This is a genomic window from Streptomyces oceani (assembly GCF_001751245.1).
Classification (GTDB): domain Bacteria; phylum Actinomycetota; class Actinomycetes; order Streptomycetales; family Streptomycetaceae; genus Streptomyces; species Streptomyces oceani.
The window spans coordinates 95,663-112,362 of sequence record NZ_LJGU01000152.1; the positions used below are offsets into that span (position 1 = coordinate 95,663).

Genomic DNA, 16,700 nt, shown 5'->3' on the forward strand with positions numbered 1-16,700 from the left:
CTAGTTGATCGCCTCGATCTCGGTGAGGTCGAAGTAGCCCCGGTAGCCGTCCATGTACACCGCCGCGCGATGGCCGAACAGCACCGTTGCCGGTGTGGCGGTCTCCAACCGTTCGTAGTCGCCGACCGTCGACCGGACACGGGTCCCGACCGGGTGGCGCTCGTTCCAGTGCCTTACCAGCTCCTCCGCGGAACGATGAGGCGACGTCACCTCGTCCTCCTGCGCCGGCGGTCGCGTGGACTCCCGACGGATCTTGTTGATCAGCTTGGTGAGGACGTTGCCGTGTCCCAGCTCCTCGAACTCCATCTCGCCGAGGTCCAGCAAATGGTGCACGCTGTCCGACCAACGCACCGCGCTGGTCAGCTGTTCCGCCAAGAGGTCCTTGATCCTGTCGTCCTCGTACGGACGGGCGGTCACGTTCGAGATGACCGGAGTCTTCTGCGCCGTCAGCTCCACGGTCTCCAGGAATCGTGCGAACTCCTGACGCGCCGGTTCCATGAAACGGGAGTGGAAGGCACCGCCGGCGTTCAGCGGCGCGAACAGGTGCGTACCGGACTGGAAGAGCGGCCGGGCCGCCTTGATGTCCTCGGGCGAACCGGAAATCACGATCTGTGACGCCGAGTTGTAGTTCGCCAGGTCGACCGACGTGAGGCCGTTGTCGTCCAGGATGGTCCGGATCTCCTTCTCGGACGCGTTGAGTACGGCCGCCATCGCGCCCTCCGACGCCTGGGCCATCAACTCACCGCGCTTGCGTACCAGTCGCAGCCCGGTCTCGAAGTCGAAGCACTCGGCCGCCAACAGAGCGTTGAACTCGCCGAGGCTGTGGCCAGCGAGGAAGTCCGGCGCCGGCTCCCCGTCCCGCAGCCTCTTGTAGTAGGACAGCGCGTTGACGACATACAGGGCGGGCTGGGTGAACTCGGTCTGGTTCAGCCTGCTGTCCGGGTCCTCGAGACACAGTTCCCGGACGGAGTAGCCCAGGATCGAGTCGGCCGCCCGGGTGAGTTCCTCGAACTCGTCGAACAGTGCACCACCCATGGTCTTCTTCTGGGACCCCTGGCCGGGGAAAACGTACGTCTTCACGACAAGCCCTCTCTCCTCTTGCCACCATCGTGGTGCGTGTGCCTGTTCACGGGTTCCGGATTGCGCCGCTTGGCGCGACGCCGTCCCACCCACTTCTTGCCGTTCGCGATCCGGTTCCGCTCCCGGTCGACGTTGTAGAACACCCTGCAGAACGCGCGTATGGCGGACAGCGAGGGCTCGTCGCTCAGCATCATGAAGTGGTTCGACGAGTCGACATCGGTCCGGTGGAACTGGGGGATCCGCCTCTCCCATTCGCTCCAGTAGTCGACGTGGTCCAGCGCTTCGCCGTCGTCCTGGGTCGACAGCACGGGCTCGAGGGCACCGTAGAAGAGGCCGCTGCTGTTCCGGAAGTAGAAGCAGTTCAGCGACTCGGGGTGGGGCAGCGGCAGCACCTCGTAGTCCAGCACCTGATACGCCTCGAGGACCCGTACGTGGTGCTCGATACGCGCACGCACGTCCGCCGCCGCCCCGACCAAGCCCCGCTGCCCGGCGAGGGCGAGCAGCTCGTCCAACAGTTCGTCGGGCTGACGGCTCAGGTCCACCTCGTAACCCGCGATGAACGGCGCGGGAGCGTCGTCGTCCGTGTCCCAGGACCTGGCCCCGGCCTGCAGCAGCGCGTTCACCTGCTGCAGGACCATGTCCTTGCGCGACATGGTCCTGGCGCTGACCTCCTCGCCGTACATCGCGTCCAGCATGGTGATCGTCTCCACGACACAGTCCCGCTCCTGCAACTGGCGCGCGACCTCGTACGACAACAGGCCGCCGAGCGAGTACCCGCCCAGGTCGTACGGGCCCTCCGGCTGCACGGTTCGAATGATGTCGGCGTAGTGGGCCGCCATCGCGCGGATGCCCGTCAACGGTTCGCTGTCGGTCATCCAGCCCCGGGCCTGAATGCCGTAGAAGGGCCGCTCCACGCTGTCGGCGAGGACACCGTACGCCTCGACACCGCCGAGTCCGCCGTGGAACCAGAAGACCGGCCGGCCCCGGGTGCTCCCGTTGAGCCGCACGACCTCCGGTATCCCTTCCGGTCCCGCGGGACCGGACCGGGCGGTGGCCTCGAAGCGGCGCACCAGGTCCCGTGTCGACCGGCACTCGGCCAACTCGGGCAGGCTCGCCTCGGGGGCGAACCCAGCCTGAATCCGCTGCAGGAGTTGGGTCGCCAGGATGGAGCTGAAGCCGAGGTCCTCCAGCGGCGCGTCAAGGCGCAGCTCCGCGGCGGGTAGGCCGAGCAGTTCGGCGACCACGCCCGCGATCCCCTCCGGTGCGGGGCGGGGTGCCGGCTCCGACTCGGCCACGAGGGGCGCGGGAGCCGAGACCTCGTCCGGCCGGCCCGGGTTGACCCAGTGCCGCTGCCGGTCGAAGGGGTAGGTGGGCAGCGCCGGTACCAGCCTGCCCGCCCCGCCCACGCTCCGCACCTGTTCCCAGGGCACCGTTCCCCCGCGCGCCCAGAACAGGGCGATGTCCTCCGGCCGGTCTTCGGCGAGGAGTTGCCGTAGGACCGCGTCACCGACGGAGCCGGTCAGCAGTGCCCCGACGTCCGCGCCGTCCCGCCCGGTGTCCCCGGTGAAGAGCGGGACCGGTGCCGTATTTGTCGCCTCGTCCGCCAGGTAGTGCTCCAGACCCGCGACGAGCTCCTTCATCTGCCCGGCGACCAGCGCCAACCGGTGCTCCATGGGCTCCCGTCCGCGCTGAAGCGTGTACGCGACATCGGCGAGGGACAGCTCGTCGTGCGCCCTCACGAACTCCAGCACCCGGCGGACGTGGACCCGCAGCCGATCCGCGGTGCGCGCGGACAGGACCACGACCTGCGGCGCCGGCCCCCTCTCCGTGGGCGTTCGACCGTCCCCCTCGGGGAGGTACTCCTCAACGACCAGGTGCGCGTTGGACCCGCCCGCCCCGAAGGCGCTGATCGTCGCGCGCCTCGGGTACCGCCGTTCCACGCCGTCGATCTCCACCACCGGCCGGTCCCAGCGCGTGGCCCGCTCCGGCAGATAGAACGCGGTCCCGTCAAGCTCCAGACCGGGGTTGAGCCTGCCGCGCCGCAGCGGCGGAGGGAGCTTCCCGTGCCGCATCTGCAGTGCGACCTTGCTGAGTTGGGCGACACCCGAGGCCGCTTCCAGGTTGCCGAGGGTGGACTTGACCGTTCCCAGCGCGCAGAAGCCCTCGTCCGACGTGTGCCGGCCGAAGACGTTCTTGAGCGCCGAGAACTCGATGGCGTCGCCCAAGGCCGAACCGTTGGCCGACGCCTCCACGTAGCTGACGGTGCGCGGGTGCACCCCGGCCTTGCGGAGGTTGTCCTCCACCAGCTCTTCCTGCTGCTCGACACCGGGCACCATGGGGCCGTTCGTACGGCCCTTGTGGTTCACCGAACTCGACCTGATCACCGCCAGGATCTCGTCCCCGTCGCTGACCGCGCGGGAGACGGGCTTGAGCAGGACGGCACCGACGCCCTCCGCGGGGACGAACCCGTCCCCGTCGAGGAACGCCCTGCTGTCCGGTCCGCTTCCCATCAGACCCGTCATCCGCAGCCCCAGGAACTTCTTGGGGTGGAGGGAGAGATTGACGCCGCCCACGATCATCAGTTCGGAGCCGCCCCGGCGCAGTTCCTCGCACGCCATCTGGATGGCCACCAGCGACGAGGAGCACGTGGTGTCGACGGCCATGCTCGGCCCCCGCAGGTCGAAGAAGTGCGAGGCCCGATTCGCGACAGCGCTGCCGGACACCACCGAGGTGATGGACTCGTGGGCGACGTCGGACGACAGCAGTTGGTACTGCTGATACATGGTGCCGACGTAGACCCCGACCCGACTGCCGTGTCTGCTCCGCAGCCTCTCCCGGGTGTAGCCGGAGCTCTCCAGCAGAGTCCAGACGCACTCGAGGAACAGGCGGGTCTGCGGATCCATGATCGCCGCCTCGCTCGGCGCGACACCGAACAGCAAGGCGTCGAAGTCGGCGACTCCGTCGAGGAAGCCGCCCCACCCTGGAAGTTCGCCCGGGTCGGTCGTGCCCCGCTCGTGCTCCCAGCGGTCCGCGGGCACCTCCGTGACGCAGTCGCGGGCGGTGACCAGGTTCTCCCACAACTCATCCAGGTCCGCGGCCCCCGGATAGCGACCCGACAGCCCGATGACCGCGATCGCCTCGTCCTCACCCGGCTCGGACGGTCGCGAGCGGGGTTCGGGGGCGGTGGACACCCGCGCCTGGGGTGGTGCGGCGACCGCCTCCTCAGGCTCAGCGTCGAGACCCAGGACCGACTCCAGTGTCTCCGCGTGCGCGTCGAGAAGGTACCGGCTGAGGTCGTGGACACACTGGTGCTCGAACAGCAGCGTCTTGGGCAGCGAGCCGAAGTCGACTTCCAGTCGGTTGGTGATGGTCAGCGCCAGCACCGAGTCGACGCCGTACCGATCGAAGGGCGTGGCCGGGTCCAGGCGGTGCGCCGGGACCTGGATCGCCTCCGAGACGATGGTCCGCAGGTAACCGACCACCTTGGCGTTCGGGACCCGGCCGGCGGTCACGGCGGCTGGTCGACCCACCGTCGGGACGGGTGTCCGCTCCGGTTCCGGCTCCTCGCCCAGCACCGTACTCCTGATCCGCGCGGCGTCGCCCGCGATGACCAGGACCTGGGGGTGGGCGGCGTCGAGGGCGGCGTACAGCGCCCGGACGCCCGTCGCGGTCGGCATGGGCCTCATGCCCAGCCGCTCCCGCATCACCGACTCGGTGCGCTCGTCGACGCGCATCCCGCCCTCGGCCCACAGCGGCCAGTCGACGGACACGCTGGCACCCGTACGCAGACCCCGCTCCACGAGGCCGCGCCGGTGGCGCGCGTACGCGTCCAGGAAGGCGTTGGCGGCGGCGTAGTCGGCCTGTCCGGTGTTGCCGAACACGCCGGCCACGGCGGAGAACACCACGAAGAAGTCCAGCGGCAGGTCCTTGCTGGCCTCGTCCAGGTTCACCACCCCCGCGACCTTCGGGGCCAGGACCTCGCGGCATTCCCGCTCCGTCTTGCGCCCGACGAAGTTGTCCCTGACGACGCCGGCGCTGTGGATGACACCGTGCAGACCGCCGTGCTCCCGGACGATCCCGTCGACCAGGATCCGCACCGCCGTGGCGTCCGCGACGTCGACACGGTGGTAGCGCACGTCCGCGCCCCCCGCGCGCCACCGCGCGAGCAGCCCTTCCTGCTCCGGGTTCAGCGGTGACCGGCCCGCCAGCACGAGGGTGACGCCCCCGGCCTCGGCGACCATGTCCGCCGCGACGAGCGCGCCGACACCGCCGAGCCCGCCCGTGACCAGGTAGACACCACCGTTCTTCCAGGGGACCCGCCGCTCCGGCGGCTCCTGGTGCTCGGCCCAGGTCAGCACCTCGGCTTCGGTGCCACGGAACCGGACACAGTCGCCGTGGACGCGCGAACCGCCCGTCGCCACCTGTGCGGCCAGACGGTCGGTGCCCTCGCCCGCGTCGACGAGCACGGCCTGCACCAGCAATCCGGGGTCCTCCGCCCGCGCGGACTTCAGCAGCCCGAGCAGGCCCTGCGCCAGTGCGGGCTCCCCGTCCTCCGGTACGACGAGCCGCATCAGCACGGGCTGCCGAGCCGAGCCGGGCAAGGCGCCCTGAACGTGGCCCAGCGCCTGTGCGGCGTACTCCGTGAACCGCTCCGCCGACCCGGTCTCGGCGGAGGTCAGGCGCAGCACCTCGACGGACGGGTGCCGGGCCTCCATCGCGTCGGCGAGCCCAGGCATGTCGCACAGCAGGACGACCTGGCGTGCGGGCTCTCCCTCCGCGGCGACCGGCTCCCTCCGCTCCCACGCGGGAAGGAAGGTCACACACGCCTCGTCGTCCTCGGTCTCCTCCGCCAGGACCCGGTAGGAGATGCCCTTCACCCGGGCGCGCACCGAGCCCCGCTCGTCGCAGAGGTCGATGTCGAGCTTGAAGACCGTGCTGTCCTTCACCGTGTCCGGGCTGTAGCGAATCCACGCCCACATCCGCTCCGTGCACGGACCGAGGACCTGCAACTCGTCCAGGGCGAACGGCAGCGACGGTTTCATCCCTGAGACGTCCAGCGCCGAGTCCGGTACGGACGCCGCCCCGATGCCCAGCGAACCCTGGAGCATCGAGTCGAGCAGGCTGGGGTGCAGCACGAACGCGTCAAGGGTGTCGCGTACCGAGTCCGGCTGTGACAGCCGTACCAGCAGCTCGTCCCGGCCGATGTGCAGGCACTCGACACCACGGTGCGCCGGGCCGTACTCGAAGCCGATGCGCTCGTACAGCGGGTACAGCCGCGCGGCGTCCAGCTCCGCCCGGCCGCACGCGGCCCTGATCCGCTCGACGTCGAGCACGGCCGGGGCGCCGGGTTTCCGGATCACCCGTCCCTGGCTGTGCACCACGGCGTCCGTGCCGGTGATCGCGAAGTCGATCTCGTCCCGGTCCCCGGGGGTGAGGGTCGTCGTGAGCGCCACCGACGGCCCGTCGGCCACCACCGGGCGCGCCCAGGCGACGTTGCGCAGGGTGATCCCCCACGCGTCCCGCTCCGGCTCGGCCAGTTCGGCGGCGGCCCTGGCCATCTCCAGACAGGCGACGCCGGGCAGGACCCGCTGCCCCTTCACCACGTGGTCGGTGAGGAAGTACTCGCGGCCGGTGAACGTGGACTCGTAGCGTTGCGAGCGAAGAGTCGAGACGTTGACGTGCAGCAGCGGATGCGGGGCCGACGTCACCGGTTCCCGCATCGCCGGGTGCGATACCGCGGGCACCCAGTAACGGTCGCGGGCGAACGGGTAGGTCGGCAGCGGCACGCGCCGGGGGCGCCGCCCGGCGAACAGCGCGGCGTGGTCCAGGTCGTACCCCCGCGCGTAGAGGTCCGCGACCGTCAGCAGCAGTTCCGTACGCGATTCGATGTCGGTGACCGAGAGCGAGCGGTGGATGCAGTCGTCGCCGTAACCCTTCAGCGAGTCCCGTGCCTGCTGGTCCTCCTCGGTGCGTTCGCCGACGTGCACACGCGGGCCCGTCCCGGTGGTCAGCCACTGCCGCAACGCGTGGACGAGCTCGTCCTGGTCACGTGCCACGCAGGCCAGACGGTACGCGAGGTGCTTACGTCCGAGCAGCAGGGTGAAGCTGACGTCGTCCAGGTCGAGCCCGGGACACGCCGCGCAATGCGTGGCCAGGCGCTCGGCCTGCTCGCGGAGTTGCTCCGCGGTGTCCGCGGACAGCGTGACGAGGTGGACCGGGTACGCGTCGTCCCGGAGGGCCTGGCGCGGCGCCTCCTCGATCACCATGTGCGCGTTGGTTCCGCTGACACCGAACGAACTGACGGCGGCACGGCGCTTCTCGCCGGCGGCAACCTCCCACGGGCGGTCCACCGTGTTGACGTAGAACGGGCTCCGGGCGAAGTCGATGTGGGAGTTCCCCGTCTCGAAGTTGATCGAGGGGGGGATGCGCCCGTGCCGCAGCGAGAGCAGGACCTTGATGACCCCGGCGACACCGGCCGCTGTGGTGGTGTGCCCGAGGTTGGACTTGATGGAGCCCAGCGCGCAGAACTCCCGCCGGTCCGTGTGGTGGCCGAAGGCCCGTTTCAGCGCGTGGTACTCGATGGGGTCCCCGAGCTTGGTGCCCGTGCCGTGGGCCTCGACCAGCTGGATGCCCTCGGGGTCGATCCCGAACGCGTCGTAGACGGAGGTCTCCAGGCGCTCCTGGGACTTGGCGCTGGGCGCCGTGAGGCCGTTGGAGGCGCCGTCCTGGTTGATCCCGGAACCGCTGACGACGCCGTGGACGTGGTCACCGTCCGCCTGCGCCTTCCTGAGCGGCTTGAGCACGACGACCCCGGCGCCCTCGCCCGGTACGAACCCGTCGGCGCGGTCGTCGAAGGTGTGGCAGCGGCCACTCGGGGAGAGCATCCCCGCCCGTCCCGCGAGCCGGTAGAACTCCGGCGTGCACTGGACGGAGACTCCACCCGCCAGCGCCATCTCGGTCTCGCCGCCCCACAACCCCTGGCAGGCGAGGTGGATGGCGACCAGTGAGCTGGAGCACGCGGTGTCCACCGCGACGGCCGGGCCCTGCAGGTCGAGGTGGTAGGAGATCCGCGCGGGCAGGGCCGAGAGCGCGTTACCCCACATGGCCGGGGCCGGGACCTCGTCACCGAAGAGCGCGGTGTATCCGCTGTCCTGGCAGCCGACGTACACCCCGCAGCGGTTCCCCCGGGTCGCGGACCCGGCGTAGCCGGCGTCCTCCAGCGCCTTCCACGCCTCCTCGAGGAACACGCGCTGCTGCGGGTCCATGTAGGTGGCCTCGACCCCGGAGAGGTTGAAGAAGCCCGGGTCGAACCGGTCGTGGTCGTCGATGAAGCTGCCGTGCCGGCACACCGGGGTGCCGGCGGGCGGGTCCGGCAGGTCCCAGCGGCTGACCTCCTCGACGAGGTCGTCTCCCCGCACGAGGTGTTCCCACAGCTTCTCCACGTCCGGCGAACCGCCGAACCTGCCGCTCATGCCGACGATCGCGATCGGCTCCCGCTCCCGGACCGCCGGCCGCTGAGCGGCCGTCGGTACGGCGGCGCCCGGAACCGCGGCGCCGGAAACCGTGCTGTCGCGGGCCGCGCGCGCCCCGGCTGGCCGCTCCTCGACCACCGCCGGCTCGGCGGTGTCGGTCACCGACTCGGCCGAGAGCGAGGCCGCCGCCCGCGCCTGGTGCTCGTCGAGCACGTGCTCGGTCAGTTGTCGGACCGAGGGATGGTCGAACAGTTCGGTCGTGGCCAGGTCGACGCCGAGCCGCTCGTTGATCTGATGGATCAGCCGGACGCCGATGATGGAGTCGACACCGTAGTCCATGAAGGCGTCGTCGGCGTCGATCCGCGCACGGTCGACCTTGAGGGCCTGGGCGAGCTGATCGAGGACGACGTCCCTGACGTGCTGCTCCAACGCGCCGTCGGACACCGAAGTACCCCGCTGGGGGCTCTCGCGCCGCGGCTCCGGTTCCGCCCCGGCGGCCCCCGGGCGTGTGTCGTCCCGCTGCGCGCCGGTTTCCCGCTCGACCTCCTGACGGATCAGGCCGTCGCTCCGCGCCGCCAGGATCTGGTACCCCAGGTCGTGCAGTCCCGCCGCCGGGAACGACACCGAGTCGAATCCCTCGTCCTCGAGCACCTCCGACCAGGACTCCGGGGACAGTCCCGGGCTGCCCGGGATACGCAACTCGGCGTCCTCGTACCGCCACCATCCGGGCAGCAGGCCGAACGTCAGGTGGGTGAACAGCGAGTACGCCGAGATCTCGTTGGCGAGCAGGACGCCGTTCTCCTTCAGCGCCGCCTTGGCGTTGCGCAGCGTCCCGCGAATGTTCCTGGTGGCGTGCAGGACGTTGGTGGCCAGCACGAGGTCGAAGCCGCCCAGCTCCATGCCCTGGGCGGCCAGCGGCTTCTCGACGTCGAACAGGCGGTAGTCCAGATACGGCTGGTCCGGTCCGTACTCCTCCTCGGCATGCAGGAGGAAGGACCGCGACAGGTCGGTGTAGCAGTAGGTCTCCACTTGGGACGCGAACGGCTCCAGCCGCTCGAAGACCTGTCGGCTGCCGCCGCCCGTGCCAGCTCCGATCTCCAGTATCCGGACACGGGCCCGCCGGTCCTCGTGCACCGTCTCGCGCACGACCGCGGCCACGGTGTCCGCCAGGGCGCCGTTGAAGACGTCGGTGACCGGGTTTCCCTGGTAGATCCCCTCGACCAGCTCCAGGGAGGAGTCGGGGAACAGGACATCGGTGGCGGGGAGGGCCCCGGTGAGGATGCGTGGCAGTGCCCTGAGCGTGGTGTCGAGGAGCCGTACCTGCGCGCGCAGGTCCGTGTCGCGAGCCCATCGCGCGCTCCGCTCCTCCCACTCCGCCCACAGGTCACGGGTGCTCTCCGCGGCCCCCGGACGGGGATCCGTCATGTCGCCGTGGAGGTGACCACGGATCAGGAGCTGTCGCACCGACTCGCCGGCCCAGCGGCGTAGTTCCGCACTGACGGGGAGTCCGGCGATCACCTCGTCGACCGCCGTGCCGCCGTTGTCCACGAACAGCCCGGCGTCGCGCAACTGGCTGAGTAGGAGCCTGCTGAGCAGTTCCTCGTCGAGGAGCGCGTCCGCCTCCCGGGCGCCGCCGGGGGCCGTCGTACGGGCCGCGATGTCCCGGCACAACCGGTCCAGTGGCACCGCAACGCCCGCCCGGGCCGTGGTGATCGTCTCCTGGTGGGTGATGCCCCACATCTACGCGTTACCCCCCTTGTCTTTGACCAAGCCGAGTTGGTCGAACGATCCGCCGAGCAGGACGTCGAGAGCGTTCATGCCGTCCGCGGGCGCGATCGAGCCCGCCCCCGCCCTGCTCATGCGCTCCTGGTGTTCGGGGGTGGCGACCACGCCGACACCGCCCCAGTAGCCCCAGTTGATGACCTTGACCGGCATCGACTCGGTCTCCGCGAGCCTGTGGGCGTAGGAGTCCTCGAACACCGAGCCCGCGACGTAGTTGCACTGCCCGGGCGCCTTCATGAACGAGTTCATCGAGGAGAAGAACAGCATGAAGTCCAGGGGTTCGTCGCCGAACACCTGCGCCATCCGCACGCTGACGTCGATCTTGGCCGTGACGGCCGCGCGGAAGCGTTCCTCGTCCATCCGCTCGACGCTCTGGTCCAGCAGGGCGATCGCGGAGTGGACCACACCGTGGACAGCCGCGTGGTGGTGCTTGATGTGCTCGTAGGCGCGCCGCAGCGACTCCCGATCGGTCGCGTCGGCTCGCACGTAGCTGGGCGCGGGCCCCAGCTTCGCCAGGCGCCGCAGCTTCTCACGGATCGAGGCATCCTCCTCCCGCCTGCCGATCCAGACGACGTGGGCTCCGTGCGCGCGGATCAGGTGTTCCGTCCACGCCTCTCCGATACCACCGGCACCACCGATCACGACGTACGTCCCTCCCCGGCGGTACACCGGCGGCCCGGAGGGTTCCTGGGACGCGCCGCGGAGCGGGACGAGGGTCTGCCGGTACCAGCGCTTCCGACGGCGCGCCCACAGGCTGCCGCGCTCGGCGGCGGGCAGTGCGGAGAGCTCCGCCAACGGCAGGTCATCCCCGTCCTCCAAGTCGGCCTGGACGACGTGCCAGTTCGGGTACTCCTTGGCCACGGACCCCATCAGGCCGTGCAGGCCGGAGTGCGTCGGGTCCACGTGGTCGCCCCGCCGCACCCGTTGACTGCGTTCCGTCAGGACGGTCACCCGGAGGGGACGCTTGCCGTAGCCCGCGCGCAGCAGCGCCTTGAGCGTGCGGAAGCAGGCGTAGAGACCGCCTTCCTGCGCCTCGACCAGCGCGTCGTCGACGGCCCCCGTGACCTCGGCCGGAGCGGCCCAGACGAGGTGGTCGATCGGCTCGTCCTGAGCCCGGAACCGTTCCGTGAGCGTCTCCACGGTGTCGACGGCCTCGACCGGGAACCGCTCAGCCGCGGGAAGACCGGGGTGGACGCGCTCCCACCGCCGGCGCCCGCAGATCACGACGGTCCGACCGTCCGGGAGGGCGGTGGTGGCCGCTTCGGGCCTGGGCACTGCGTCCCAGACGGGCTTCAACAGGACGTTCGTGCCCGAGGTCGGGTCCTCGGCTGCCGGCTGGGCCACCGGCGCCGCGCCGGACGCCTCGGCGGGCCGCGGGCCGAGCCAGTAACGCTCACGTGCGAAGGGGTACGCGGGCAGTGGTACGCGACGCGGTCCACCCCGCGGATGGAGCGAAGTCCAGTCGACCGGAACGCCCCGTACCCAGCGGTCCGCCACTTCCTCGCCCTCCGTGGGGGTCAGCACGCCTCCCGCGGGAAGGGCGCCTTCCATACCGGCAGCCCGACCGACAGCCTCATCGACGGACCTACCCACGGGCTTACCGACGGTGGACGTGTTCTCGCTCCGGCGCTTGGAGACCCGTCCGCTGAACAGGCCGACCGTCGGGCCGTGGTCGACATGCCGGGTCACCTTCTCCACGAGTTCCCCGCGCGTGGCGGCGACGAAGGCCAGCCGCCACGGCATCGGTTCACGCCCGGTCTGCAGTGAGTACGCCAGGCTCGGCAGGGGCACGGACGGGTGCGCTTCGACATGGTCCCGGAACCGCTCCGCGACGCTCCGCAGCTGTTCCTCGCTCTTCGCCGACAGCACGAAGACCGAGGTCTCCGTGGCCGCCGCCGGCTCGGCGTCCCCGTCAGGGTGCTCGTACTCCTCCAGCACCAGGTGGGCGTTCGTACCGCTGAAGCCGAAGGAACTCACGGCCGCGCGACGGGCCTCCCTGGGACCCACCTTCCAGGGCGCCAGCTCGGTGTTGACGTAGAACGGCGAGTTCGGGAAGTCGAAGTGCTCGTTGGGGTTGCTGAAGTTGAGCGTCGGCACCAACTGCTTGTTCCGCATGCAGAGCAGGGCCTTCTGGACGGAGGCCACGCCCGCGGCCGCCGAGGTGTGCCCCACGTTGCTCTTGACCGAACCGACGGCGCAGTAGCCGACCCTGTCGGTCTTCTCCTGGTACACCGAGGCCAGGGCCTCCAGTTCGATGGGGTCCCCGAGCTTGGTGCCCGTTCCGTGCATCTCGACGTAGCTGATGCCGCCGGGGTCGACGCCGTACCGCTCGTACACGTCGCGCGCGAGCTCCCGCTGGCTGGCGGCGTTCGGCGCGGTGATGCCGTTGGTCCGTCCGTCCTGGTTGACGCCGGAGCCCCGGATGACGCCGTGGATACGGTCCCCGTCCCGCTCGGCGTCCGCGAGCCGCTTGAGAACGAGCGCGCCCACTCCCTCGCCCGGCACGAACCCGTCGGCGGCGTTGTCGAAGGTCTTGCACCTGCCGTCCGGGGCCAACATCCCCGCGCCGCACATGCTGACGTACGACTCCGCGGTGAGGTAGAGGGTGACTCCCCCCACCAGGGCCGTGTCGATCTCACCGCCGCGCAGCGCCTGGGTCGCGAGATGGGTGCCGACGAGCGAGGACGAGCAGGCCGTGTCGAGGGCGATCGCCGGGCCCCTGAGGTTGAGGAAGTAGGCGATACGGGCGGCCGTGATGGCGTTGCTGTTGCTGGTGGCCGCGGTCGCGTCGCTGTCCTGCTCCCGCATGAGCGCGCTGTACTCGTTGCTCATGATCCCGAGATAGACGCCGCACTTCTGACCGCTGAGCGACTGGACGTCGTATCCCGCGTCCTCGAAGGCGTGGTAAGCCTCCTGCAGGAAGAGTCGCTGCTGTGGGTCCATCGCCTCGGCTTCCGCGGGTGGGATGCCGAAGAACAGCGGGTCGAAGACGTCGACGTCGTCGAGCAGCCCCATCCACTTGCAGTAGACCTTGCCGGGCTGGTTCGGTCGCGGGTCGTAGTACTCGGAGACGTCCCATCGGGACTTCGGGATCTCCCGGACGCAGTCGCGCCCGTTCGCCAGGTTGTCCCAGTACTCCTCGAGGTTGTCGGCGAGCGGGTACTTGCCCGCCATGCCGACGACGGCGATCGCCTCAGCCGGGGCGGCGGTCCGGGCCCGCACGGGTTCGGGCTCCGGCTCGCGTACGAGCGCCGGCTCGCGTACGGGCTCCGGCTCGCGTACGAGCGCCGGCTCGGGCGCGGGCGCGGCAGGGGCAGGGGCAGTCAGCGCCCCGGATTGCCCCGGAGCCTCCAGCTTCCCTACCTCGGCGACGACGCAGGCGGCGAGTTCCTGGACGGACGGGTGCTCGTAGAGCTTGGTGGCCTGCAGGGCGATGCCGTACCGCTTGTTGAGCACCTTGATCCACTCCACCCCGACGATCGAGTCCAGCCCGAAGTCAGTGAAGTTGCGGTCCAGGTCCAGCTCGTCCTCCGACAGGTAGAGCGCGTCGGCGAGGCTGCGCAGGAGTTCGGCCCGCACCTCCTCCTCGTCAGGGGCGGGCTCCCCCTCTTCGCCGACCGGGGACGGCACCGCGGCATCGTCATCCGGCGTGTTGTCGTCCACCGGCTGTTCGGTCCGGAGCTCAGGAGTCCGAGGGCCGGTGGGCAGCACGGTGCTGAGGTGGGCGGCCAACCCGTTGACGGTGGGGGTCTCGTAGAGCCTGGTCGCCGCCAGCTCCAGCCCGAACCGCTTGTTGACGGCCTTGATCCACTCCACCCCGACGATCGAGTCCAGCCCGAGGTCGGTGAAGTTCGCCTCTGGATCGACCTCTTCCTCGGCCAGGTACAGGGCCTGGGCAAGGAGCGTGGTCAGCTCCTCGACGAGGGTCTCCTCATCCGGTCGTACGGGAGCGTGTGCGGCGCTCCGGTCGGGCACGGCGTCCGTCGCGACGAGAGGTACGGACGGGACGGAACTCCGCGCGGGCGCAACCCGCGGCTCGACGACGCCGGGCGTCTCCACGGCGCCGCTGAGCGGCACGAGGCCGATACCCCGCGGTTTCGACGTCACGGCCGCACCGGCCGGCGTACCGGGGACCGGCTCGGCCGGCCTCTCCCGCGGCGTTTCCGCCACGTCCCCGGACGTGGTCCGCACCGCACGGGGCGACGGTGTGTCCGCCACACCGTCCGTACGGGTGCTCTCCGGAAGCCAGAACCGCTTGCGCGCGAAGGGATAGGTCGGCAGCGAGACCGGGCGCCGCGGCACCGCGTAGCAGCTGCGCCAGTCGACGCTCAGTCCGTTGACCCACAGCTCCAGGAGCTTGCCGAGCTTGCGCTTGCGGAGCCAGGCGTCGACGACACCGGTCAGGTCCTCGTCCTCGAACAGCGACGACACCGCGGACGTCGAGCGTTGGGCCCTGCCCCGGTACGAGCCCGGCAGCTCGCGGCCCTCGACATGGGCGCGCAGCCCGGCGAGGAACTCCGACGCGGACCCGGCGACGAAGGCCAGTCGTTCGTCCATGTCCTCACGCCCCGCCTGCAGGGTGAACGCGATATCGGGCAGGTCCGCGTCGCTGACCCGCTCTTCTTCCGCCCAGTCGAGCAGACGTTGGGCGTACTCCCGGAGTTGCTCGGCGGTCCGGGCGGACAGGACGACGACCGAGGCCAGTGGTTCCGCCTCCGGTCCGTGCGGTGTCGTCTCCGCTGGGACGTACTCCGACACGATGACGTGCGCGTTCGAGCCGCCCGCGCCGAATGACGAGATACCCGCCACGCGTGGATGCTCCCGTGCCGCGCCGTCGGCCGTGGTGATCGTCGGCCGCTTCCACTCGGCGGACTCGCGCTGCACCCGGAAGGGTGTGTCGGCGAAGTCGATGTGCGGGTTGGGCACCTCCGCGTGCAACGACGGTGCCAGCGTGCGGTGCTGGAGCTGCAGCAGGACCTTGGTCAGCGCGGAGATCCCCGCCGCGCTCTCGCAGTGCCCGATGTTGCTCTTCACCGAGCCGATGGCGCAGAACTGGCGGTCGTCGGTGTCCCGGGCGAACGCCTTGGTCAGGCCCGCGATCTCGATGGGGTCTCCCAGTTCGGTCCCGGTGCCGTGCGCCTCGACGTAGCTCACCGCGCGCGCGTCGACACCCGCCCTGTCCAGCGCCGACGCGATCGTGGCGGCCTGGGCGTTGGGATTCGGGACGGTGTAGCCGTTGGTCCTGCCCCCGTGGTTCACCGCGGTGGACTTGATGACGCCGTAGATCCGGTCATGGTCGGCGACTGCCCGGTCGAGCGGCTTGAGCAGTACGGCGCCCACTCCCTCGCCCGGTACGTAGCCGTCTCCGCCGCTGCCGAAGCTCTCGCACATCCCCCTGCTGGAGGCGAACCCGGTCTGCCCGAGCAGCAGGTACTTGGCGGGGTGCAGCGACAGGTTGACGCCGCCCGCGACCGCCACCTCGCAGTCGCCCAGCCGCAGACTCTGGCACGCCAGGTGTAGTGCCGTCAGCGACGACGAGCACATCGTCTTCAGCGTGACGCTCGGCCCGTGCCAGTCGCAGAAGTACGAGACGCGGTTGGCGATCGAGGCCGAGTTGCCCGGGATCACCTGACCGCGCTCCAACTCCCGCTCACCGGCCCCGTAGAGCTGGTACTCGTCGTACATCGCGCCGACGAACAGGCCGACGTTGCCGTCGACGCCGTTCGAGCGATACGCGCGCAGGTCCTGCCGCGTGTACCCGGCGTCCTGCAGCGTCTCGTAGACGCATTCCAGGAACAGCCGCTCCTGTGGGTCGATCACCTCCGCCTCTCGGGGCGAGATGCTGAAGAACTGGGGGTCGAACCGGTCGACGTCGCCGAGGAAACCGCCCCACTTGCAGTACGTCTTGCCCGGTGTCGAACCGTCCGCGTCGAAGTAGGCGTTGTGGTCCCAGCGGTCGCGGGGTACGGCGGTGACGCTGTCCCTGCCCTCGGACAGGTTGCGCCAGAACTCCCGCAGGGTGTCGGCCTCCGGGTAGCGCCCGCCCAGCCCGATGATCGCGATGTCTGCGCTCGGTGCCACGGCCTCCGGCGAGCCCGCCGCGGGTGGCGTGCTGACCGCCGGCGCCGTGGTGACAGCCGTGGTGACCGGAGTGGTGACCGCGCGCGGTTCGCGCTCGGGCACCCGGGTCTCGGGCTCGGTCACCGGGGCGGCCAACAGCTCCCGCAGCCGTGCCTCGTGAGCGCCGAGGAAGTACCTGGCCAGGGCCCTGATGTTCTGGTACTCGAAGAAGAGCGTCTTCGGCAACCGTCCGAAGACGTCCTCCAGCCTGGAGGTCATCGTCAGCGCCATCACCGAGTCGATGCC

At 70.4% G+C, this 16,700-nt stretch carries 3 protein-coding genes (1 of these 3 cut by a window edge); all 3 read right to left on the reverse strand.

From position 1 onward, the window contains the following. Tightly spaced (each overlapping or abutting the next), the 3 genes in view from fabD to AN216_RS28415 form a layout consistent with a single transcriptional unit that may run on beyond the window. The gene (fabD, locus tag AN216_RS24095; protein ID WP_170843207.1) at positions 1 to 1,080 is read right to left on the reverse strand and encodes an ACP S-malonyltransferase; all 1,080 of its coding nucleotides are present in this window, start codon (positions 1,078 to 1,080) and stop codon (positions 1 to 3) included. Further along, positions 1,077 to 10,292, reverse strand: a complete 9,216-nt coding sequence (locus AN216_RS24100) for an SDR family NAD(P)-dependent oxidoreductase (RefSeq protein WP_070198818.1) — start codon at positions 10,290 to 10,292, stop codon at positions 1,077 to 1,079. The genes fabD and AN216_RS24100 overlap by 4 nt, the downstream gene beginning before the upstream one ends. Next, positions 10,293 to 16,700, reverse strand: partial view of an SDR family NAD(P)-dependent oxidoreductase gene (locus AN216_RS28415; protein WP_070198819.1) — the final stretch only. Its footprint extends 11,184 nt past the window's final position; only the last 6,408 of its 17,592 coding nucleotides appear in the window; its start codon lies beyond the right edge, outside the window; it ends in the stop codon at positions 10,293 to 10,295.